The following is a 21,967-nucleotide window of genomic DNA, read 5'->3' as shown; positions in this document are numbered from 1 at the left end:
ATAGCCGCCCATATCATTTTCGTCATCCCAGCGAAGGCTGGGATATCTATGGGGCGTGGGTACCGCCCGCCTCAAAGAGATCCCGGCCTTCGCTGGGATGACGTGTGTTCGGGACGGGGTTTTGCCTACCCCGCCGCCCCGATCGAAGGTTCGCGGTAGAAGTCCTGCACCACGGCCCAAGCTTCGTCCGCAGTTTCGACGAAGGTGAACAGGTTCATGTCGCGCGGCGAAACCACGCCCTCGTCGACCAGCGCCTGAAAATTCACAACCTTGTTCCAGAATTCCTTGCCGAACAGCAGGACCGGGATCGGCTTGATCTTGCCGGTCTGGATCAATGTCAGCAGTTCGAACAGTTCGTCGAACGTCCCAAACCCGCCCGGAAACGCCGCCAGCGCACGCGCGTGGAGCAGGAAGTGCATCTTGCGCAGCGCGAAATAGTGGAACTGCATCGACAGATGCGGCGTCACATACGGGTTGGGTGCCTGTTCGTGCGGCAGGACGATGTTCAGGCCGATCGACTCCTGGCCCTCGTCCGCAGCGCCGCGATTCGCCGCTTCCATGATCGACGGCCCGCCGCCCGAGCACACCACGAACTGGCGCTTGCCGGCTTCGTCGAGCGGGCACTGACTGACCTTGCGGGCGAGATCGCGCGCGACCTTGTAATATTTCGACTTGGCGACCAAGCTTTCGGCGATGCGCACGGCCTGATCGTCGCTATCCGGATTGGCCTTCACGGACGCCAGCAGCGCCTGCGCCTTGTCCGGCTCCGGGATGCGCGCCGATCCGTAGAACACGAAGGTCGAGGCGATGTTCGCCTCTTCCAGGATCAGTTCGGGCTTCAGCAGTTCTAGCTGGAAACGCACCGGGCGCAGATCCTCGCGCAGCAGGAAATCCATGTCCTGAAACGCAAGGCGGAAGCTGGGGTTTTCGGTCTGCGGAGTGTGCACGCCGGCATTGGCGGTCTCGGCATCCTGGCGAGCGCGCGGAAAAACGCGCGAGGGGATATTTGTGTCGGTCATCGTCCGCGCCTAGAGCAAAATACCCGGCGTTTGAAGCCCAACCCACCATAACCCCGTCAACGAAAATCCTAACGGCAAAAATTCGCGCGATCGTCCTCGAAATGCAGATGGTTGTAATGCGCCGCATTGTAATCGGGGCTGAGGACCGTGCCGAAACGCTTGCACGCCGAGGCCCGAATCGTGCGCAGGAAATCGAACACTGCGGGGTCGGTCGTCCGCCAGTCCTGCTGGATCGTGATGCGCCGCCCGTCAGCCAGCACAAAGCCCGAGATATCCACGGCATTGGCCGTGGCATGGCCGGACAGGCGGGTATAAGCGGCGGCCGTGCCTACCGTGTTGCGGCAGGCATAGGTGCCCATCGTCTCGATCTTCACCACATCGCTACCCAAAATCTGGTGCGCGGCCGGTGCCACGCCGCTGCGTGCCCAGCCGATGAACGCGCGCGCAAGGCCACAGCGCATGCCCTTGATGCCGCTCACCGGCAGCCCGACATCGATCAGTTGCACCGCCCCGATCACCTGACACCCGCCGCCGAAATCGCGATCCGGCAGCGGCGAATATCGCACTCCGATACGCGACAGATCGGCATAGCAGGCGCGCGTCTCGCTGGACGTCGGAATGTTCAGCGTCACCGGCCGCGACCCGGCGGGTCGGGGCGGAGGGCGATCGTTATCGCTGCCGCCGCTGCAGGCGGAAACGAATAGAAGGATCAGGAGTACGCAGCGCTTCACCCGCTCTGCGTAGGCCCAACAGGGTCAGCGCGGAATAGCTGCCAGCAGCCGTCGTGCGACGGAGCGCAGCACCTGCGTGCCGAACAGATAGCAGGCCAGCGCCGAAGCGATTGCCAATGGCACGATCCATGGCCCGAGCAACTCATCCGCCCCGGACGGACGAGTCGCCACAAGCCCGGCGGTCAGGGCACCGCCCTGTTCTCTCCACAATCCGACATTCTGTGGCATGATCGGTTTGGCGACGGCGATCACCGCGAAGGCCAGGACGAACAGATAGCTCATCGCCGCGCCGAACCCCGCCAGCGCCGCGCCGACATTGCGCGATCCGCGATCGATCACCGCCAGCAGCAGATGGCCGGGCGCAGTGCGAGCCAGCGCGCCGCTCAGGGCATATTCCTCGACATAACGGGCGGCGAGGAGGTGCGGCGCACCCAGCCGCGCGCGCGCCTTGTCCAGATTCTGGGGACCTTCAGCGGCGCAATCGGTCAGATGGCTATGGATTTCGGCGGCGATGCTCAGCCGGTCCTCGTGCGGCAGGCTCTGCAACCCCCAGAGCAGCTTGCGGACATAGTGATCGATCTCGGTCGGCGATTCGTCATGCGGCATGTTCTTGCTCCACTGCGGCGGAAACCATGTTGCGGAAATCGGCCCAGCGCAGCCGCATCGCCTCGGCCAGAGCGCGGCCTTGCGGCGCCAGCGCATAATATTTGCGCGGGTTCGCGCCGGGCTCGGGCGGCGACCAGCGGGCCGAGATCCGACCGCTTTTTTCCAGCCGCGCGAGCAAGGGATACAGCGTGCCCTCGCTGACCAGATCGCCTCCGGCATTGGCCCGGCGCAGGATCTGCAGGCCATACGCTTCGCCGTCCGACAGGGCCGACAGCACGACCAGTTCGGCTGCGCCCTTTCTCAACTGCGATTGCCAGGCCTCGATTTCCATATGGCCCACTTAACGAAAGCTATCATGCTATGCAAGAGTACATGCGTAGCATTGATATCGGCGATTGACACCCCGTTCCACATCTCTAGAGGCGGCGACGGGCCACGCGGTCCCAACGCCGCGCGTGCTCTCTGTGAGGAGAGACTACATGACTGAGTTATCTGCGCTTCCGGCGACGAAACCGGCGCGTCCTTATTTTTCCAGCGGCCCGTGCGCGAAGCCGCCCGGCTGGAGCCCCGAAAAACTCGATACCGCCGTCCTCGGCCGCTCGCATCGCTCGAAGCTCGGCAAGGTGCGCCTGCAATATGCGATCGATCTGATGCGCGAACTGCTGCGCCTGCCGGACACGCACCGCATCGGCATCGTCCCCGGCTCCGATACCGGCGCGTTCGAAATGGCGATGTGGACGATGCTGGGCGCGAAGCCCGTCACCACGCTCGCCTGGGAAAGCTTCGGCGAAGGCTGGGTGACGGATGCCGTCAAGCAGCTCAAGATCGACCCGACCGTCATCCGCGCCGATTACGGCCAGCTGCCCGATCTGGGCGCGGTCGATTGGTCGAACGACGTGCTGTTCACCTGGAACGGCACCACGTCGGGCGTGCGCGTGCCGAATGCCGACTGGATCCCGGCCGATCGCGAGGGCCTGAGCTTCGCCGACGCGACGTCGGGCGTGTTCGCTTACGACATCGACTGGACGAAGATCGATGTCGCTACCTTCTCCTGGCAGAAGGTGCTGGGCGGCGAGGGCGGCCACGGCGTGCTGATCCTCGGCCCCCGCGCGGTCGAACGCCTCGAAAGCTACACCCCCGCCTGGCCGTTGCCCAAGGTGTTCCGCCTGGTCTCCAAGGGCAAGCTGACCGAAGGCGTGTTCAAGGGCGAGACGATCAACACCCCGTCGATGCTGGCGGTCGAGGATGCGATCCTCGCGCTGGAATGGGCGAAATCGGTCGGCGGCGCGGACGGGCTGATCGCGCGTTCGGACGCCAATGCGGCGGCGCTCGGCAAGATCGTCGCCGAGCGCGACTGGCTCGGCCATCTGGCGGTGGACGAGGCGTCGCGTTCGAAGACCAGCGTGTGCCTGACGGTCGCGGGCGCGGACGAGGCGTTCATCAAGGCGTTCGCCGCTTTGCTCGAAAAGGCCGATGCGGCGTACGACATCGCCGGCTACCGCGATGCGCCGGCCGGCTTGCGCATCTGGTGCGGCGCGACGGTGGACACCGCCGATGTGGTCGCGCTCGGGCCGTGGCTCGACTGGGCCTATGCGACCGTGAAGGCCGCCTCCTAAAACGTCGTCCCGGCGCAGGCCGGGACCGCTGCGTAACGAAGCGCAGCACATCCCAACAAAGCGGCCCCGGCCTTCGCCGGGGTGACGGAGCGAAGACCATGCCAAAAGTACTCATCAGCGACGCCATGGACCCCAAGGCCGCCCAGATCTTCCGCGAACGCGGTGTCGAGGTGGACGAGATCACCGGCAAGACGCCCGAAGAACTCATCGCGATCATCGGCGACTATGACGGCCTCGCGATCCGCTCCTCCACCAAGGTAACCAAGGCGATCCTCGCCGCCGCGACAAACCTCAAGGTCATCGGCCGCGCCGGAATCGGGGTGGACAACGTCGATATCCCCGCCGCCTCGGCGCAGGGCGTGGTCGTGATGAACACCCCGTTCGGCAATTCGATCACCACCGCCGAACACGCCATCGCCCTGATGTTCGCGCTCGCCCGCCAGCTTCCGGAAGCGGACGCCAGCACGCAGGCCGGAAAGTGGGAAAAGAACCGCTTCATGGGCGTCGAGCTGACCGCCAAGACGCTCGGCCTGATCGGCGCGGGCAATATCGGCGGCATCGTCGCGGATCGCGCGCGCGGCCTGAAGATGAAGGTCATCGCGTTCGATCCGTTCCTGTCGCCCGAACGTGCGCTCGAACTTGGCGTCGAGAAGGTCGAACTGGACGATCTGCTCGCGCGTGCCGATTTCATCACGCTGCACACGCCGCTGACCGATCAGACGCGCAACATCCTGTCGGCGGAAAATCTCGCCAAGACCAAGCCGGGCGTGCGCATCATCAACTGCGCCCGCGGTGGCCTGATCGATGAGGCGGCACTGAAGGCGGGCCTCGATTCGGGCCATATCGGCGGCGCGGCACTCGACGTGTTCGTGCAGGAACCGGCCAAGGAAAACCCCTTGTTCGGCACGCCCAACTTCGTCTCCACCCCGCATCTGGGTGCCTCGACCAACGAAGCTCAGGTCAATGTCGCGATTCAGGTCGCCGAACAGATGGCCGATTATCTCGTGTCGGGCGGCGTGACCAACGCGCTCAACGTGCCGTCGTTGTCCGCTGAGGAGGCTCCGCGCCTGAAGCCATACATGGCGCTGGCGGAAAAGCTCGGCTCGCTGGTCGGCCAGCTCACCACCGGGTCGATCGCGCGCATCTCGGTCCATACCGAGGGTGCCGCGGCCGAACTCAACCCGAAGCCGATGGTCTCCGCCGTGCTGGCCGGCTTTCTGCGCACGCAGACCGACACGGTCAACATGGTCAACGCGCCTTTGCTCGCCAAGGAACGCGGCATCGAGGTGCGGGAAGTCCGCACCGAGCGCGAGGGCGATTACCACACGCTGCTGCGCGTCTCGGTGAAGACCGATGCGGGCGAGCGTTCCGTGGCGGGCACGCTGTTCGGCGATTCGGCCCCGCGGCTGGTCGAACTGTTCGGCATCAAGGTCGAGGCGGATTTGGCCGGCCACATGCTGTACGTCGTCAATGAGGACGCACCCGGCTTCATCGGTCGCCTCGGCTCGCTGCTCGGCGAGCAGGGCGTAAACATTGGCACCTTCCACCTCGGCCGCCGCTCGGCCGGCGGCGAGGCTGTGTTGCTGCTGTCTGTCGACGAACCGGTGACGGCGGAACTGCTCGCCAAGGTGCGCGGCCTCGCCGGCGTGCGCACGGCGATGGGGCTCAGCTTCTGAGGCCATGCAAGCGCGATTGCGGCTTTCGCCGCAATCGCGCTTGGGGCAGGGGACACGCATGACTGCTTTGCTGCCCGAAGGTTTTCGCGACCGCCTGCCGCCTTATGCCGACGCCGCCGCGCGGCTGGAGGCAGCGGTGCTGGGGGCGGCGTACGCGCACGGCTATGAACGCGCCGATCCCGCCCTGGCCGAATTCGAGGCCGGGTTGGCCGGGCGGCTGAAATCGGCGCGCGCGCAGGATTCGGTGCGTTTCGTCGATCCGGTTAGCCAGGCGACGTTGGCCGTGCGGCCCGACATCACGGCGCAGATCGGGCGCATCGCCGCGACCCGCATGGGTCATCACCCGCGCCCCGTCCGCCTGTCCTATGCCGGCCCGATCCTGAAGCTGCGCGCGTCGCAACTCAGCCCCGAGCGCGAATTGCGCCAGATCGGCTGCGAACTGATCGGTCTGGATACGGTGGCGGCGGCGGTCGAGGTGACGCAAGTCGCGGCCGAGGCACTGGTGGCGGCGGACGTCACCGGCGTGTCGATCGATTTCACCTTGCCCGATCTGGTCGACATCCTCGCCGCCGGTCCGTTCCCGGTGGCCGCGGACAAGATCGATCTGCTGCGCGACCGGCTCGATGCCAAGGATGCCGGCGGCGTCGCGGCGATCGCCCCGGCCTATCTCCCGCTGATCGAGGCCGCCGGCCCGTTCGAGGCGGCGCACCAGCGGCTTTGCGCCTTCGATGCCGGCGGCGCGCTGACCAGCCGGCTCGATGCATTGTGGAAGATCGCGGAAAGCCTGAAAGGCCGCGTTGCGCTCACGCTCGATCCGACCGAACGGCACGGTTTCGAATATCAGAGCTGGCTCGGCTTCTCGATCTTCGCGGATGCCGTGCGCGGCGAGATCGGGCGCGGCGGCAGCTACACGATCGTGCACGAAAACGGCGCGGAAGAGGCGGCGATGGGCTTTTCTTTATTCGCCGACGGCATAGTCGCGGCCGGCATCGGCGGCATCGCGCGACGGCGGCTGTTCGTGCCGCTTGGCACCGATGCGGCGCTCGCAGCTCGCATGCGCGCCGAGGGCTGGGTGACCGTCGCCGCACTGGAAGCAGGCGATACGCCAGACGCGCAATTGTGTACGCATATCTTGGCCGACGGCGCAGCGAAGCCCTTGGTGGGTTGACACCCGGCCGGCGCCCCGGCAGGGGCGCTCGCGCAGTTTCTGAACCCTCCGCGCGTCGAGCCCTGTCGAAGGGCGCGTGGAGTTGCCCGGCAGGCGGAGACTCGTATTCATGGCAAACGTAGCAGTGATCGGCGCCCAATGGGGCGATGAGGGCAAGGGCAAGATCGTCGATTGGCTCGCCGAGCGCGCCGATGTCGTGGTGCGCTTTCAGGGCGGGCACAATGCCGGCCACACTTTGGTCGTCGGCGAGAAGGTCTATAAACTGTCGCTGCTCCCCTCGGGCATCGTGCGCGGCACGCCGTCGGTCATCGGCAACGGCGTGGTGCTTGATCCCTGGGCGCTGAAGGCCGAGATCGAGAAGCTCGCCGGGCAGGGCGTGGCGATCAGCCCCGATACGCTGATGATCGCGGACAATTGCGCGCTGATCCTGCCATTCCACCGCGATCTCGATTCGCTGCGCGAGGATGCCAGCGGCGCGGGCAAGATCGGCACCACGCGGCGTGGCATCGGCCCGGCTTATGAGGACAAGGTCGGGCGGCGCGCGATCCGGGTGTGCGATCTCGCATATCTCGACGCGCTCGGGCCGCAATTCGATCGCCTGACCGCGCATCACGACGCGCTGCGCGCCGGCTTCGGCGAGCCGCCGATCGATCGCGAGGCGCTGCTGTCGGAACTGCGCGAGATCGCCGGCTTCGTGCTGCAATTCGCCAAGCCGGTATGGCGCGACCTGAACGCGTTGCGCGCGCGCGGGCGGCGTATCCTGTTCGAAGGCGCGCAGGGCGTGCTGCTCGATGTCGATCACGGGACGTATCCTTTCGTCACCTCCTCCAACACGATCTCCGGCACGGCAGCGGGCGGCTCCGGCCTCGGGCCGAGCGCGGTCGGCTTCGTGCTGGGCATCGCCAAGGCCTATACGACGCGGGTCGGCTCCGGCCCTTTCCCGACCGAATTGGAGGACGCAACCGGTCAGAAACTGGGAGAGCGCGGCCACGAATTCGGCACCGTCACCGGGCGCAAGCGGCGCTGCGGCTGGTTCGACGCCGTGCTGGTACGGCAATCGGCGGCGGTCGGCGGCATCACCGGCATCGCGCTGACCAAGATCGACGTGCTGGACGGGTTCGACGAGGTGAAGATCTGCACCGGTTACACGCTGAACGGCGAAACGCTGGATTACTTCCCCTCGCACGCCGCCGATCAGGCACAGGTCGTGCCGGTCTACGAAACGATGCCGGGCTGGAGCGAATCCACCGCCGGCGCGCGTAGTTGGGCCGATCTGCCGGGTCAGGCGATCAAGTACATTCGCCGTATCGAGGAACTGATCAACTGCCCGGTGGCACTCGTCTCGACCAGCCCGGAGCGTGAGGACACGATCCTCGTCCGCGATCCGTTTGCTGACTGAAAAAAACCGGCCGCGAACATGAGGTTCGCGGCCGGCTTACGAAACTAGGTTCGTTCGAAGCTTATTTCGGCTTCTTCTTCGAATTCTTCGGAGTCTCGGCCGTCGTTGCCGGATCGGCCGATGTCGTCGTCGCCTGGTCCGCACTCGGCGTTTCGGTCGTGGCCGGTGCCGTAGTCGTGGCCGGCGCGCTCGGATCAACCGTGCTCATATCGGTCGTCGTGGGCGTATCGGCCGGAGTAGCAGGCGCAGGAACAGTCGGGCTTGTATTGGTGCCCGGTGCGGTCTGCGGCGTTGCCGGAGCGTTTTGAGCAATTGCTGCGGTCGACAAACCAATGGCGGCCATACCAAGGATCAAGTTACGCATCGTTCTTCTCCTTTCCCGAGACATTCGGGTCATAAGTTAAAACGAGCGAATGCTTGAAAGGTCGCTCCCTTCATCTCCGGATTCGAACCGCTGGCCGACCCTCATCCACATTGGGCGCGCTGGAGCAACGCTTGGTCGGCCAGCACCAACGCCATCATTGCTTCGACCACCGGAGCGCCGCGAATGCCGACGCACGGATCGTGGCGGCCCTTGGTCATGATCTCGGTCGCCGCACCGTCGCGGGTGATGGTCGGGACGGGGGTCAGGATCGAACTGGTTGGCTTAAAGGCGACACGCACGAGCACCGGCTGGCCGGTGGATATACCCCCGGCAATGCCACCGGCATGGTTGGCGAGGAATTCCGGCCCATCCTTGCCGGGCCGCATCGCGTCGGCATTGTCCTCGCCGCGCAAGGCGGCAGCGGCGAACCCGTCGCCGATCTCGACGCCCTTCACTGCGTTGATGCTCATGCACGCGGCGGCAAGTTCGCTGTCCAGCTTGGCATAAAGCGGCGCCCCCCAGCCGGCCGGCACGCCGGTCGCCTCGCATGCGATCACCGCGCCCAGCGACGATCCGGATTTGCGCGCCGCATCGATCATCCCCTCCCAGCACGCGGCCGCCACCGCGTCGGGGCAGAAAAACGGGTTGCGGCCGATCTCGTCGGCATCGAAATTGGCCGGATCGACTCCGTCCCCGCCGATCGCCTCGACCCAGGCGCGAATCTGAACCTGCGGGATCACCAGCCGGGCGACCGCCCCCGCCGCGACCCGCGCCGCCGTCTCGCGCGCGGAGGATCGCCCGCCGCCGCGATAATCGCGGAAACCGTATTTCGCGTCATACGCATAATCGGCATGACCAGGACGATACGCGACCGCGACCTCGGAATAATCCTTCGATCGCTGGTCGACATTCTCGATCATCAGGCTGATCGGCGTGCCGGTGGTGCGGCCCTCGAACACGCCGGAGAGGATCCGCACCTGATCCGGCTCCTGCCGCTGCGTGGTGAAGCGCGACGTGCCCGGGCGGCGCAAATCGAGAAACGGTTGGATATCGGTTTCGGACAGCGTGAGGCCGGGCGGACAACCATCGACCACCGCGCCCAGCGCGGGGCCATGGCTCTCACCCCAGGTGGTGAACCGGAAAACGCGGCCGAAGGTGTTGTAGCTCATATAAGAGCCTCTAGCGACTTTTATGCACGGCTGTCATTCCCCGCGCGGCTTTAAACCAAGGCGATATCCGGAGCGTCCTCGGCCTTCATCCCGATCACGTTATATCCGGCATCGACATGATGCGTCTCGCCGGTCACGCCGCTCGCCAGATCGCTGAGCAGGTACAGGCCGGCACCGCCGACATCCTCGATCGTCACGTTACGCTTCAGTGGCGAGTTCAACTCGTTCCACTTCAGGATCAGGCGGAAATCGCCGATGCCACTTGCTGCCAGCGTCTTGATTGGGCCAGCTGAGATCGCATTGACCCGGATGTTCTCGCGGCCGAGATCGACCGCCAGATATTGCACGCTGGTCTCCAGTGCCGCCTTGGCCACGCCCATCACGTTGTAATGCGGGATCACCTTTTCCGCGCCGTAATAGCTAAGCGTCAGCAGCGATCCGCCATCCGGCATCATCTTTTGCGCACGTTGGGCGACGGCGACGAACGAATAGACGCTGATGTTCATCGTCATGAGAAAATTGTCGAGGCTGGTGTCGACATAGCCGCCGCGCAGCTCGTTCTTGTCCGAAAAGCCGATCGCGTGGACGACGAAGTCGATCGTCGGCCAACGCTCCGCCAGCGTCGCGAAGCACGCGTCGAGATCCGCCATGTCCGATACGTCGCAGGGGATCAGGAAATCCTGCCCCAGTTGCGCCGCCAGCGGCCGAACGCGCTTTTCGAGTGCCTCGCCCTGGAAACTGAACGCCAGTTCGGCGCCGTGTTCGGCCAGCTTCTGAGCAATCCCCCATGCGAGCGACTTGTCGTTGGCGAGCCCCATGATCAGCCCGCGCTTGCCCTGCATCAATCCGTTCACGCCGTCGCCGCCTCCAAACCCGCGTTCTAAGCAGGCCCCTTTACGCTCGCTTCGGGGGGTTCCGCCAGTGCCGCGTTCAAATGCGCGCCGAAAACCAGCCCCAGCCCGACGAGATAGAAGAACAACAGCATAACCACGACCCCGGCGAGGCTGCCATACGTCAGGTTGTAACCGCCGAGTTGCGATAGGACCAGCGGCAGCAGCGCCGTTATGCTGATCCACCAGCCGGCGGTGAACAGCGCGCCGGGCCATTTCGGGCATTTGCTGTACCGGTATTTGGACGGCGTGACCGAATAGAACAGCATGTAGAGCGCGCCGAACATCACGAGTCCCGGGATGATCCGCGACAGGCCGATCCATCCCGCGGCATTTTCCGCGAACGGCAGCAGCTTGTAGATGAACTGTTCCGCCGCCAGCAGAAGCCCCTGAACCAGGAAGGACAGGAGCGCGAGGATCACCGATGCGATGATCGCAAGGCTGAGCCCAAGCCGAGCGCGCCAGATCGGCGAGGTGCTGCGCGTGCCATAGGCCTTGCGGAAGATGTCGCGGATCGTCTCGACGAAGCTGCCGACCGTCCAAAGCCCGACCAGTCCGCCGAGCCACAGCAAGGATCCGGTCCGCGCCTTCAGCACATCGCTGATCGGCTTGCGCAAAAGGTCCGCGACATCAGGCGGCAGGACGTGAAGGAATGACGATACCGCGCGCTGCGTCTCGTCGTTCTGGCCGAACAGCGACAGCACCGCCGCCGCCACGATGAAGAACGGAAACACCGTCATCAGCGTCAGATAGGCGAGGTTGCCGGCATAGGTGAAACCGTCGGTGTAGACGCCGATCGCCACGCGCTTGAACGTGCGCCACGCATAAGCGAACGGCTTCGCGGCGGGCGGGGCGTCCTGCGGATCGGTCCCCGCCTCGCCATGTTCGGCGCGTTGTTCGGGCGAGGCTGGGGAGATGTCGTTCAATATATTGTCCTTTTGAGGACTCAGACGCCCAGGTTGCCGCGCGGGTTCCCCTTGTTTTCCCAGCCCTTGGCAAATTCGACCAGCGCATCGTCGCCGACCGGCAGATCGACCATCAACGTCACCAGTTGATCGCCGCGCGTGCCGTCCTTGCGATGGAAGCCGCGCCCGCGCAGGCGCAACGTCTTGCCCGAGGTCGATCCGGCAGGAACGGTCAAATTCACCGCACCCTCGACCGTCGGCACGCGCACGCTGGCCCCCAGCACCGCTTCGGATAGGCTGACCGGCAAATCGAGCCGCACGTCGTCGCCGTCGCGAGTGAAGAAACGGTGCGGCTGGACGGTGATCGTCACCATGCCGTCGCCATTGCCGCCGGGGCCGGGCTGGCCCTTGCCGGTCAGGCGCATCTGCATGCCGTTCTCGAATCCGGCGGGCAGCTTCAGGTCGATCGTCTTGCCATCGGCCAGTGTCACGCGTTGCGGCGCGAGCGTCGCGGCATCGGTGAAGGAGACGTTGAGCTTATAGCCGATGTTCGCGCCCTTGGGCTGCGGCTGCTTGCGCCCGAACCCGCCGAATCCGCTGGAAAAACCGCCACCGCCACCGCCACGCTGCGCGCCGCCGAACAGGCCTTCGAACAGGTCGCTGACATCGACGCCATCGCCACCGAAATTGCCGCCCTGAAAGCCACCCTGTCCGCCGCCGCCACCACCGGCCCCGAAACCGAACGGCGCGGCGGGGTTGCCATCGCCGTCGATCTCGCCCCGGTCGAACCGTGCGCGCTTGTCCTTGTCGTTGAGCAGGTCGTACGCATTGGTCGCCTGGCTGAAGCGCTCGGTCGCCTTGGGATTATCCTTGTTGCGATCCGGGTGAAGCTCCTTCGCCAGCTTGCGATACGCCTTCTTGATCTCGCCCTCGCTGGCGGTGCGTTCTACGCCGAGCGTTTTGTAGGGATCGGCCACGTGTTTCCTCTGGTTTGGACTTTAGCGCGCTATTTGGGGGATTGCGGGGGCGAGTGCAACGGCGGCGCTCAGCCGACCGCCTCCAGCACCGGGGCGACATCGACGCTGACGTCCATCTTCTGCGCGCCCGATCCCAGCACGATGCCGTCGATCGGCGCGATCTCGGCATAATCGCGGCCGATAGCCATCACGATGTGATCGCCCGCCATCCAGATGCCGTTGGTCGGATCGACGCCGACCCAGCCGAGCTGCTCGCCGCACCACAACAGCACCCAGGCATGGGTGGCGTCGGCACCCACCAGCCGTTCCTCGCCGGGCGGCGGGATGGTGCGGATATAGCCCGAGGCATAGGCGGCGGGCAGGCCGGCGGCGCGCAGGCCGGTGATCATGATCTGCGCGAAATCCTGGCATACCCCGCCGCGCTTGACGAAGGCGTCGTGCGGCTTGGTATCGACCAACGTCGCCTCGGTATCGAATTCGAATTCGTCCTGGATGCGCCGGGCGAGCGCGATCGCTGCCTCGAGACAGGGCCGGTCGGGCGCGAGATCGATTGCGCACCATTCGGCGATATCACGGTCGAGCGGGATCAGCGGCGAGGGGAACAGGTAATAAGCCGGCCCGGCGGGCGACGGATCGCGGCTCGCGCGCGCCTGTGCGGCGATCTCGGCCAAAGTCGGGTCGGTGGGGGAGGGGATCGGGATCAGCCGATCGACGATGATGCGCGATACGCTTTCGATCACGAGATGCCGCACCGGCTCCTCGATCACCAGCCGGGTGACGTTGGCGAGCCCAGCCTCGGCGCGGGCGGGCGCGGTGCGGCCGGAGGGGGAGATGGTCAGGCGATAGTCTTCCAGGCTCTGGCCCGACCAGTGGATCGGCTTCAGCCGCAGGTTACAGCGCGCGAAGTTGACGTTGTTGCCGTAATCGAAGCGCGTGACGTGGCGGATGTCGTAGATCATGCGTGCGTCTCCAAACGCATACCGTCACTCTTGTTACTCCCCTCCCTGGAAGGGAGGGGCTGGGGGTGGGTCGGTGGAAGGCAAGCATGACGCTCCCACGAGAGCGACCCACTCCCGGCCCCTCCCTTCCAGGGAGGGGAGAAGGAGCGCGTTATCCGAAAAAAGGTCACGCCAAAGTCATCCCCGCCGCCCGCAGCGGCTCCGCGCCCTGCAGGAAATACCGCCGCGCCACCGCGTTCGACAGAGCGAACAGGCGGCGTTCGATATCGCCCAGAATCTCCGCGTTCAGCCCCGCCGCCGTTGCGGTGGAGACGATCGCGACCAGCCCGGTCGCCTGCGCCTGCTGCGCCTCGTCCATGCCGTCATCCTCCAGCACCGGCAGCGCCTTCATGTGCCCGCAGATCGCATCGATCTGGAACGCCAGCGACCGCGGATTGCCCGGATCGAGCGCGACCAGATCGACCACCGGAACGCGGGCGATGCCGGTCAGATAGCGCTGGCGATAGCTGATCTGGCTGTCGGCCAGGTCGAGCAGGGTGGACAGATCATCCGCATTCGCACCCGCCAGCCCGAACGCCCATAGCGCCCGCGTCACGGCCAGCGCGCGTTCGATCCGCCGGCCGAGATCGTGAAAACGCCACGACGCCGTGCGGCTCATATGCTCCGCCGACAGGCCTGACAGAGCGGCATAGCGGCGTTGCAGCGATCCGGCCCGATCGAGCATGCCGCCGCGCGTGGGGTGCGGCGCGTCGAGCAGCCGCACGACATCGGCCGACAGGCGATCGCGCGATCCCTGCCCGATGCTGCGCGCATGACGGTTGATTTCGCGCACGCTTTGCCAGTCGCTGTCCGCCTCCATCGCGGTGCGCGCGAACTGCGTCAGGTCGGCACGGCGCAGGCTCGACGGATGTGGCGCGGCGCCTGCATTCACGACCAGGCCGACCAGCTTGCCGACCGTCGCCGCGCCCAGGGCCGCGCCGGCATCCGCATCGATCGAATTGCCCAGCATCACGCGGATCACGTTCAGCAACGCCTCGCCGCGTTCGAGATAGCGCCCCAGCCAGAAGAAATTGTCCGCCACCCGGCTCGGCAGCGTGCCGGGGTTGCGGCGGATATGCACCGAATCGGTCGCGGGCAGCAGCGACACCTGTTCCACCGCATCGGCACCGTGCACGACGACATCGGCCGACCACGCGCCTTCGCCCATCACGCTGGCGCGCGGATCGCTGTCGTCGCCGATCCGCGCGAAGCCGCCGGGCAGCACCACCCAATTGCCCTGCCCATCGCGCGCGGCGAACACGCGCAGCGTGAAGGGGCGGGCGACCAAAGCGTTTTCGGCGACGACCGGCATGGTCGAGAGGCGGACGACCTCCTGCGCGACATAATCCTGCGGGCGGCGTTCGATATCCGCCAGCAGCGTCGCGCGCTCCTCGGGCGAAAGGTCCGCGCCATGTACCGGGCGGCCGCCGGGCAGGCCCAAAGGCGCGACGCCGAACGCCGGGCCGATCAGCAAAGCGTCGAAATCCTCGATCACCCGCGCGCGCTCGGCATCCTGCCCGCACCACCAGGTGGCGATATTGGGCAGGATCAGGTCGCGCCCGGTCAGCCGTGCGGCGAGGCGCGGCAGGAACGCCCCGAACGCCGCACTTTCCAGCACGCCCGCGCCCGGCGCGTTGGAGATGACGACCTCGCCCGCCGCCATCGCATCGATCAGGCCGGGCACACCGATGCGCGAATGCGAATCGAATGCCAGCGGATCGAGCATGCGCGGATCGCTACGGTGCCAGATCGCGTCGATCCGCTTCAGCCCGCCGATCGTTCGGACGTACAGCCGATCCTCCAGCACCGCGAGATCGTCACCCTCGACCAGCAACAGCCCGAGATAGCGCGCGAGATGCGCCTGTTCGGCATAGCTGGCGGAATAGCGTCCCGGCGTCAGCAGGCCGATGCGCGGCTCGACCCGGCGGCACGCGGCGGCCAGCCCCTCGCGGAATGCGGCGAAGAACGGCGCATGCCGCTCGACGTTCAGCCGCGATTGCAGCCCGCCCAACGTCCGCGACACGGCCAGCCGGTTCTCCAGCGCGTAACCGGCCCCTGCCGGCGCGCGCAGGTGATCGCCCAGCACGCGCCATTCGCCGGTCGGCCCGCGCCCGAGATCGACCGCGATGAAATGCAGGTGATGCCCGCCCGGCGGCGTCAGCCCGACCATCGGGCGCAGGAAATAGGGGCTGCCGCCGACCAGAGCCGCCGGAATCAGGCCGCTTTCGACATGCTTGGCGGAATCGTAGAGATCGGCGAGCAGGGTCTCCATCAGCTCGGCGCGCTGTTTCACGCCGGCGGCGATGTGCGACCAGGTTTCGCTGTCGATCAGCAGCGGCACCGGCGATACCGGCCAGGGCCGCTCGTCGCTCTCGCCGATGATGCGGAAACCGGTGCCGATATCCTCGGCATGGCGCTGCGCCCGTTCGCGGGCATGGCCCAGATCGTCGCCCGCCACCGCCGCCAGTTCCTCGAACGTCGCGGTCCAGGCCGGATCGTCCGGATGGGCGCACAGCACGTCGCCCTGCAACGCCTGCTGGCAATAGTCCGCGATCCAGCGCTGCGCATGCACGCCCGAATCGAGCAGGGAAGGCGCGGGCATGGTGGCCATCAGCCCTGGATTGCTCCCGTATCCGCCATGTCGATGGTCCCGTTCCCCGCTTGGGCGCGGACTCGACCACAAACCTTTCGCGGGCGCAACACGCGACTTGCTTGAAAAGCGTGCAAGCAGGCCGCTTCCCCGGCGAAGGCCGGGGCCCAGTCGGGATACCGAAGTGAGCGGGCGCTGCGCGTCGTTACCTCGACCTCCGCCACTGGGCCCCGGCCTCCGCCGGGGAAGCAGATACGCAGGCAGGTTTCGCTTCGCCGCAACCTTCGCTACAGCGCGGGCATGGCCGACGATCCCTTTGCCCTGTTCGACACCTGGTTCGCGGAAGCGAAGCAGAGCGAGCCGAACGACCCCAACGCGATGGCGCTGGCGACGGTCGATGCGGCGGGGCGGCCATCGTCGCGCATGGTGCTGCTGAAGGGGCACGGGGCCGACGGCTTCGTGTTCTACACCAACCGCGAAAGCCGCAAGGCCGGCGACATCGCCGCCGATCCGAACGTGGCGTTGCTGTTCCACTGGAAATCGCTGCGCCGTCAGGTGCGGATCGAGGGTGCGATCACTCCGGCAACCGACGCCGAATCCGACGCCTATTTCGCCAGCCGCGGGCGCGATTCGCAACTTGGAGCCTGGGCGTCCGACCAATCCCGTCCGCTTGCCGATCGCGCGACGTTCGAGGCGCGCTTCGCCGAGATGGAGGCGCGCTTCACAGGGGGGGATGTGCCGCGCCCGCCGCATTGGGGCGGCTATCGCGTGACGCCGTCGAGAATCGAATTCTGGCAGGATCGCGCGCACCGCCTGCACGAACGCCGCCTGTTCACGCGTGCCGGTACCGGCTGGGACGAAGGGCTGCTCTACCCATGACCGAAGAACAACGCCGCGTCATCCCCTTCGCCGTGCGTGCCGCGCTCGCCAGCGTGGCGATGGCGTGCTCCCTGCTGTTGCTGAAGGGCTATGCCGCCTGGGCGACGGGTTCGGTGGCGATGCTCGGATCGCTCGCCGATACCGGGCTCGATCTGCTCGCCAGCCTCGTCACCCTATACGGCGTGAAGCTGGCGTCCGAACCGGCCGATCACGATCACCGCTTCGGGCACGGCAAGGCGGAGGCGCTGGCGGCCCTGTTCCAGGTCGCGTTGATCACCGCGTCCGCCGCCGGCATCGCATGGCGCGCGATCCTCGCCTTCGGCGAGACCACGCCGACCCAGGGCGCGGATTTCGGCATCGGCGTGTCTTTGGTCGCGATCCTCGCGACGATCGTCCTGCTCGCCTATCAGCGCCGCATCATCCGCCAGACCGGATCAGTCGCGATCATGGCCGACAACGTCCATTATCAATCGGACGTGTTGCTCAACGGATCGGTGATCCTCGCTTTGGTGCTCGATCAATATATCGGCATTCGCGGTGCCGATCCAGTGATGGGCATCATCATCGCTCTGTGGCTCGCCTGGGGCGCGTTCCAGGCCTCGTCCAACGCGATCGACCAGTTGATGGACAAGGAATGGCCCGAAGCGGAGCGCGCGCGTTTCATCGAAGTCGCGGCGCGCCAGCCGGGGATCAAGGGCATCCACGATTTCCGTACGCGGCGCTCCGGTAGCCACGATTTCGCGCAATTCCACATGGAGGTCGGGCGCGACCTGACCGTCTACGCCGCGCACGACATCGTCGAGGGTGTCGAGCATGCGTTGCGCCGGGCCTATCCGAAGGTCGAGGTGCTGATCCATCTCGATCCGGAAGGGCATGTCGATACCGACAATCCGCTGGTCGAGGCGGATGTGACGCCGCATTGGTTTGGAAAACGCCTGTGAGAATACCGTTCGTCCAGATCGACGCGTTTGCCGACAAGGCCTTCACCGGCAATCCCGCGGCGGTGATGCCGCTCGGCGCGTGGCTCGACGATGCGACGCTGCAGGCGATCGCGGCGGAGAACAATCTCAGCGAAACCGCCTTCATCGTCGCCGATCAAAGCGGTGCGGCGGATTTCGAGTTGCGCTGGTTCACGCCGACCAACGAGGTCGTGATGTGCGGCCATGCCACGTTAGCGAGCGGGCATTTCGTGCTGTCGAGCGATCCCGAGCGTGACAAGGTACGCTTTTCGACGCGCAAGGCGGGAATGCTGGAAGTGGCGCGCGCTGGTGATAGCTACGAACTCGCGCTGCCCGCCTGGGCACCGAGCCCGCAGCCGCTTCCGGAGATCATCGCCGCGCTCGGGCTGGACGCCGCAGTCGAAACGCTGTGGCACGAACATCGCTATGGTCTGATCGTGCTGGACAACGAAGCGCAGGTCCGCGCTGTCGACCCCGATTTTCGCAGGCTGGCGCAATCGGGTGACTGGCTGACGATCGTCAGCGCGCCGGGGAAGACGACCGATATCGTCAGTCGCGCCTTCGCGCCGGGCGGCGGCATCGACGAGGATCCGGTGACCGGATCGGCCCACGCGGTGATGGTGCCCTATTGGGCTAAACGCCTCGGTCGCGATAGCTTCACGGCGTTTCAGGCAAGCGCGCGGGGCGGGCATCTGACCTGCCGGCTCGATGGCGACCGCGTGGTACTCGGCGGCACCTGCGTCACCGTGATCGAAGGCACGTTCTTCCTGTAAACCTCGCCTTGCTTTAAATTTCCGCGCCCCCCTCTACCGTTCGTCCTGAGCCTGTCGAAGACGTGTCCCGGGTGCGCGGCATGTTCGAGGCACGTGCTTCCACAGTTCGGCACGAACGGCGATGTAGTGCGCCGCTCCTAAGCCGCGATGCGCGCGCGTTCGGTTTCCGCGATCCAGCCACCGCCCATCACGCGCTCGCCGGAATAGAATACCGCCGCCTGGCCGGGCGACACGCCATATTCCGGCGCGTCGAACAACAGGCGCCCCGCCTCCAGCCTTGCAGGCACCGGCTTGGCCATCGATCGCACCTTCACCGTCAGCGGACCCGACGTGTCGCCGCCGATCCAGTTGATCTCGGTCAGCCGTGCCGCATCCACCGCCAGCGCGGTGCGCGGGCCGACCACGACGCGGCGGCTCTCGGGTTCGAGGCGCACGACATAGAGCGGCTCGGGCGTGCCGCCGATCTCCAGCCCGCGCCGCTGCCCGACCGTATAATTGACGATCCCGCGATGCGTCCCGAGCGCACGACCGCTCTCGTCGACAATCTCGCCGCCGGCATCCGCCTCGGGCCTGAGCTTGCGCACCAGATCGGCGTAATTGCCGTCGGGCACGAAGCAGATGTCCTGGCTGTCGGGCTTGGTCGCGACGCCCAGCCCCAGTTCGGCCGCCAGTTCGCGCACCTTCGCCTTGGGCAGGCCACCCAAGGGAAAACGCAGATAATCGAGCTGATCCTGCGTGGTGGCGAACAGGAAATAACTCTGGTCGCGCGCCGGATCGACCGCGCGATGCAGTTCGGCACCGTTCGCGCCCTCCACGCGGCGCACATAATGGCCGGTCGCCAGGCAATCCGCGCCGAGATCGCGCGCCAGCCCGAACAGATCGGTAAATTTCGGCCCCATGTTGCAGCGGACGCATGGGATCGGCGTGCGCCCGGCGAGATATTCGTCGGCGAATCCGTCGATCACCTGCGCGCGGAAGCTCGATTCGTGATCGTAGACGTAATGCGCGATGCCCAGCCGATCGCACACCGCGCGCGCATCACGGATGTCGCGGCCGGCGCAGCACGATCCGGCCCGGCCCACCGCTTCGCCGTGATCGTAGAGCTGCAAGGTGATGCCGATCGTCTCCGCACCGGTCCGCGCGGCCAGCGCGGCGACCACCGACGAGTCGACTCCGCCGGACATCGCCACGACGATGCGTTTGCCCTTGAGGTCGCCCCCGAGCTGAAAATCGCCGATTTCGGTCATCCCGGCCCACATAAGGCGCGAAGTGTCCCATTGCAAAACAGATGCTTTCCAAACAATTTTCGTCCGCTTTACCGCGCCTTCAGAGGTCGGCGTTATCAAGAGGCTCTGTTCGGTTGAATCGAAAGAGCGCGCTTGGACCTTAGTTTTTCCCGTTTCGAGTTCGACGCTCCCCTTACCGTGCTGCCGGCGGACCTGGCGGTGATGATGGTCGGGGTCGCGGCGCGCCAGGCGGCCAGCCCGACTGCACGATCGCAGGCGGCGTTGCTCGGCCTCGAACGGGTGCGTGCTCTGTTCGCCCCCGTGCATGGCGCATTCAACGCCGATGTCGCCGCCGCACTCATACGTTGGAAACAAAGATGAAGCCGTTGTTTACCGAGCCGCTTTAGCCGGCGTTCAAACCCGGATGATAGCTACCGTTACCCACATGACGAACGCAGAAACGTTTCAGGGGGCCCCCCGCCCCGATACGAGGTTAGAATGATCGAGAACCAGAAAATCCGTCCGGCAAAAGTCATCGGCCCGCTCGGCGAGCCGCTGACGCTGGACAGCCTGCCGCCGCCGGAGACGACGCGCTGGGTCGTGCGGCGCAAGGCCGAAGTGGTCGCGGCGGTGAATGGCGGGCTGCTGTCGGTGGACGAGGTCTGCGATCGCTACAGCCTGACGGTCGAGGAATTCGCCGGCTGGCAGCGCGCGATCGATCGCTCCGGCATGCCGGGCCTGCGCGTCACGCGGATCCAGCATTATCGCTCGCTGTACGACCGCCAGCAGAAATACTGATATATCAACAGGCTATCGGACGGCCCGGTTCTCGATGCGAGGACGGGCCGTTCTGATTCAGCGGCAAAACAAACCGCTACCGGAACAAATTTACCGTCCTGCGAGTCTTCCCTCCCGTAGCCCGATCAGCGGGCATCAGCAGAGGGACGGCAATCATGAATCTCATCATCTGGCTCATCATCGGTGGCGTCGTCGGCTGGCTCGCCAGCATGATCATGCGCACCGACGCGCAGCAGGGCATCATCCTGAACATCGTCGTCGGCATCGTCGGTTCGGTGATCGCGTCGTTCATCTTCGGCGCCGGCGTTAACCAGGCGATCACGCTGTGGACGTTCATCTACTCGCTGATCGGCGCGATCATCCTGCTCGCGATCGTCAATCTCGTGCGCCGCGGCAGCGTACGCTGAGTTGGACCCATAACAGGGGTCTGGAGAGGAGGGCCGTCCGGGCGACCGGGCGGCCCTTTCTTCGTCATTTGAGCAGGAAGCGGACGTTGAGCGTCACGGTGACGTCGGTTTCACCCGACGCGATCTGCGTCGGCGCGGCGGCCGAATCCGCCATCTTCAGCATGCGGAATTGCGGCATCGGCGGCTGGTTGCCGGCATTCTCGCCGCCCTCGCCGATTGAGATGATCCGCGACACGCTCATCCCGGCCGCCTTGGCATAGAGTTCGGCGCGGGTTCGAGCGGTCTTCACCGCTTCAGTGCGGGCTTCGTCCAGTGCGGCGTCGGGATTGTCGAGCGACAGGCTCGGCCCGTCGATCTGGTTCGCACCTTCCTTCACTAGCGCATCCAGGATCGCACCCGATTTGGCGATGTCGCGGAAGCGCACCGACACGGTGTTGCTCGCCTGATAGCCGGTGATCACCGGCGGCACATTGTTCTCGTAACGATATTGCGGAGCCAGCGAGACGTTGGCTGTGGCGATGTCGCGCGGGGCGACGCCGGCTTTCTTCAGCGCGGCGAGCACGCGCGCCATGCGCGTGGCATTGTCGGACAATGCGACGGCAGCGGTGGGGCTCTGCGTCACCACGCCCGATCGGATCGTCGCCACGTCCGGCACGCGCGTCGTGCGACCGGTGGCCGAAACGTCGAGCACCGTGCCGCTCGCCGGGATCATCGGCTCTACGGTGGTGGCGGTTTGGGCGGAAGCACCGGCCAGAGGTACGGCGACGAGGACCAGTGCGGTCGCGAGCAACTTCATTTCGAACTCCTGTCGTGGGGA

At 66.0% G+C, this 21,967-nt stretch carries 23 protein-coding genes; 10 read left to right on the top strand and 13 right to left on the bottom strand.

Annotated features, from left to right (window positions below):
• Positions 1-125 precede the first annotated feature (125 nt).
• The 4 genes from U1738_RS08885 to U1738_RS08870 all read right to left on the bottom strand — a co-directional run bounded on the left by U1738_RS08885 (position 126) and on the right by U1738_RS08870 (position 2,687).
• Positions 126-1,019 carry an LOG family protein gene (locus tag U1738_RS08885; RefSeq protein ID WP_332788687.1) on the bottom strand — a complete coding sequence of 298 codons (894 nt, stop codon included), beginning with the start codon at positions 1,017-1,019 and terminating at the stop codon, positions 126-128.
• 68 nt (positions 1,020-1,087) lie between these two features.
• On the bottom strand, positions 1,088-1,750 hold the full coding sequence (locus tag U1738_RS08880; RefSeq protein WP_332788686.1) for an extensin family protein: 663 nt from the start codon (positions 1,748-1,750) through the stop codon (positions 1,088-1,090).
• A 24-nt stretch (positions 1,751-1,774) separates the two neighbouring features.
• Positions 1,775-2,356: an HAAS signaling domain-containing protein gene (locus U1738_RS08875; RefSeq protein ID WP_332788685.1), complete on the bottom strand. Its 582-nt coding sequence runs from the start codon at positions 2,354-2,356 to the stop codon at positions 1,775-1,777.
• Entirely contained in the window at positions 2,346-2,687 is a 342-nt protein-coding gene (locus U1738_RS08870) for a PadR family transcriptional regulator (protein WP_332788684.1), read from the bottom strand. The genes U1738_RS08875 and U1738_RS08870 overlap by 11 nt, the downstream gene beginning before the upstream one ends.
• Positions 2,688-2,835: 148 nt before the next feature.
• On the opposite strand from U1738_RS08870, the gene U1738_RS08865 reads away from it, so the two are divergent.
• The 4 genes from U1738_RS08865 (at position 2,836) to U1738_RS08850 (ending at position 8,215) form a co-directional block, all read left to right on the top strand.
• Positions 2,836-3,972, top strand: a complete 1,137-nt coding sequence (locus U1738_RS08865; protein ID WP_332788683.1) for a phosphoserine transaminase — start codon at positions 2,836-2,838, stop codon at positions 3,970-3,972.
• A 98-nt stretch (positions 3,973-4,070) separates the two neighbouring features.
• The gene (gene serA / locus U1738_RS08860) at positions 4,071-5,648 is read left to right on the top strand and encodes a phosphoglycerate dehydrogenase (RefSeq protein ID WP_332788682.1); all 1,578 of its coding nucleotides are present in this window, start codon (positions 4,071-4,073) and stop codon (positions 5,646-5,648) included.
• A gap of 58 nt (positions 5,649-5,706) precedes the next feature.
• Positions 5,707-6,816, top strand: a complete 1,110-nt coding sequence (locus tag U1738_RS08855) for an ATP phosphoribosyltransferase regulatory subunit (protein ID WP_332788681.1) — start codon at positions 5,707-5,709, stop codon at positions 6,814-6,816.
• A 109-nt stretch (positions 6,817-6,925) separates the two neighbouring features.
• A complete protein-coding gene (locus U1738_RS08850; RefSeq protein ID WP_332788680.1) occupies positions 6,926-8,215 on the top strand; it encodes an adenylosuccinate synthase in 1,290 nt (429 codons plus the stop codon).
• Between the two features lie 61 nt (positions 8,216-8,276).
• Here the strand turns inward: U1738_RS08850 and U1738_RS08845 are convergent, their stop codons facing one another.
• From U1738_RS08845 to U1738_RS08815, 7 genes are all read right to left on the bottom strand, one after another.
• Positions 8,277-8,579 (bottom strand): hypothetical protein, encoded by a 303-nt coding sequence (locus U1738_RS08845; RefSeq protein ID WP_332788679.1) that lies wholly within the window; start codon positions 8,577-8,579, stop codon positions 8,277-8,279.
• Positions 8,580-8,680: 101 nt separating this feature from the next.
• On the bottom strand, positions 8,681-9,748 hold the full coding sequence (gene aroC, locus U1738_RS08840; protein ID WP_332788678.1) for a chorismate synthase: 1,068 nt from the start codon (positions 9,746-9,748) through the stop codon (positions 8,681-8,683).
• Positions 9,749-9,798: 50 nt separating this feature from the next.
• On the bottom strand, positions 9,799-10,602 hold the full coding sequence (fabI, locus tag U1738_RS08835) for an enoyl-ACP reductase FabI (RefSeq protein WP_055776638.1): 804 nt from the start codon (positions 10,600-10,602) through the stop codon (positions 9,799-9,801).
• A gap of 26 nt (positions 10,603-10,628) precedes the next feature.
• Positions 10,629-11,564, bottom strand: a complete 936-nt coding sequence (locus U1738_RS08830; protein ID WP_332788677.1) for a YihY/virulence factor BrkB family protein — start codon at positions 11,562-11,564, stop codon at positions 10,629-10,631.
• Positions 11,565-11,584: 20 nt separating this feature from the next.
• Positions 11,585-12,520: a DnaJ C-terminal domain-containing protein gene (locus U1738_RS08825; protein ID WP_332788676.1), complete on the bottom strand. Its 936-nt coding sequence runs from the start codon at positions 12,518-12,520 to the stop codon at positions 11,585-11,587.
• Positions 12,521-12,588: 68 nt separating this feature from the next.
• Positions 12,589-13,479, bottom strand: a complete 891-nt coding sequence (locus U1738_RS08820; RefSeq protein ID WP_332788675.1) for a transglutaminase family protein — start codon at positions 13,477-13,479, stop codon at positions 12,589-12,591.
• A gap of 166 nt (positions 13,480-13,645) precedes the next feature.
• Complete coding sequence (locus U1738_RS08815) at positions 13,646-16,129, bottom strand: circularly permuted type 2 ATP-grasp protein (RefSeq protein ID WP_332788674.1); 2,484 nt, start codon at positions 16,127-16,129, stop codon at positions 13,646-13,648.
• Between the two features lie 279 nt (positions 16,130-16,408).
• Between U1738_RS08815 and pdxH the strand changes: the two genes are divergently transcribed.
• The 3 genes from pdxH to U1738_RS08800 are packed head-to-tail and all read left to right on the top strand — an operon-like array spanning position 16,409 to position 18,719.
• Entirely contained in the window at positions 16,409-16,987 is a 579-nt protein-coding gene (pdxH, locus tag U1738_RS08810) for a pyridoxamine 5'-phosphate oxidase (RefSeq protein ID WP_332788673.1), read from the top strand.
• Entirely contained in the window at positions 16,984-17,928 is a 945-nt protein-coding gene (locus U1738_RS08805) for a cation diffusion facilitator family transporter (RefSeq protein ID WP_332788672.1), read from the top strand. Before pdxH ends, U1738_RS08805 begins: the two co-directional genes overlap by 4 nt.
• On the top strand, positions 17,925-18,719 hold the full coding sequence (locus U1738_RS08800; protein ID WP_332788671.1) for a PhzF family phenazine biosynthesis protein: 795 nt from the start codon (positions 17,925-17,927) through the stop codon (positions 18,717-18,719). The genes U1738_RS08805 and U1738_RS08800 overlap by 4 nt, the downstream gene beginning before the upstream one ends.
• A gap of 137 nt (positions 18,720-18,856) precedes the next feature.
• Here the strand turns inward: U1738_RS08800 and mnmA are convergent, their stop codons facing one another.
• Positions 18,857-19,966, bottom strand: a complete 1,110-nt coding sequence (mnmA, locus tag U1738_RS08795) for a tRNA 2-thiouridine(34) synthase MnmA (protein WP_332788670.1) — start codon at positions 19,964-19,966, stop codon at positions 18,857-18,859.
• Between the two features lie 132 nt (positions 19,967-20,098).
• Here mnmA and U1738_RS08790 point away from each other — a divergent pair, with 132 nt between their 5' ends.
• The 3 genes from U1738_RS08790 to U1738_RS08780 all read left to right on the top strand — a co-directional run bounded on the left by U1738_RS08790 (position 20,099) and on the right by U1738_RS08780 (position 21,150).
• Entirely contained in the window at positions 20,099-20,326 is a 228-nt protein-coding gene (locus U1738_RS08790; RefSeq protein ID WP_332788669.1) for a hypothetical protein, read from the top strand.
• Positions 20,327-20,443: 117 nt separating this feature from the next.
• The gene (gene sciP, locus U1738_RS08785; protein ID WP_055776666.1) at positions 20,444-20,743 is read left to right on the top strand and encodes a CtrA inhibitor SciP; all 300 of its coding nucleotides are present in this window, start codon (positions 20,444-20,446) and stop codon (positions 20,741-20,743) included.
• 155 nt (positions 20,744-20,898) lie between these two features.
• The gene (locus U1738_RS08780; protein ID WP_332788668.1) at positions 20,899-21,150 is read left to right on the top strand and encodes a GlsB/YeaQ/YmgE family stress response membrane protein; all 252 of its coding nucleotides are present in this window, start codon (positions 20,899-20,901) and stop codon (positions 21,148-21,150) included.
• Positions 21,151-21,214: 64 nt separating this feature from the next.
• Here U1738_RS08780 and U1738_RS08775 read toward each other — a convergent pair whose 3' ends face one another.
• Positions 21,215-21,946: an SIMPL domain-containing protein gene (locus tag U1738_RS08775; RefSeq protein ID WP_332788667.1), complete on the bottom strand. Its 732-nt coding sequence runs from the start codon at positions 21,944-21,946 to the stop codon at positions 21,215-21,217.
• Between the last annotated feature and the right edge of the window lie 21 nt (positions 21,947-21,967).

The organism is Parasphingomonas caseinilytica, from assembly GCF_036663755.1.
Classification (GTDB): domain Bacteria; phylum Pseudomonadota; class Alphaproteobacteria; order Sphingomonadales; family Sphingomonadaceae; genus Sphingomonas.
This window is presented reverse-complemented; position numbering and strand designations above follow the sequence as displayed.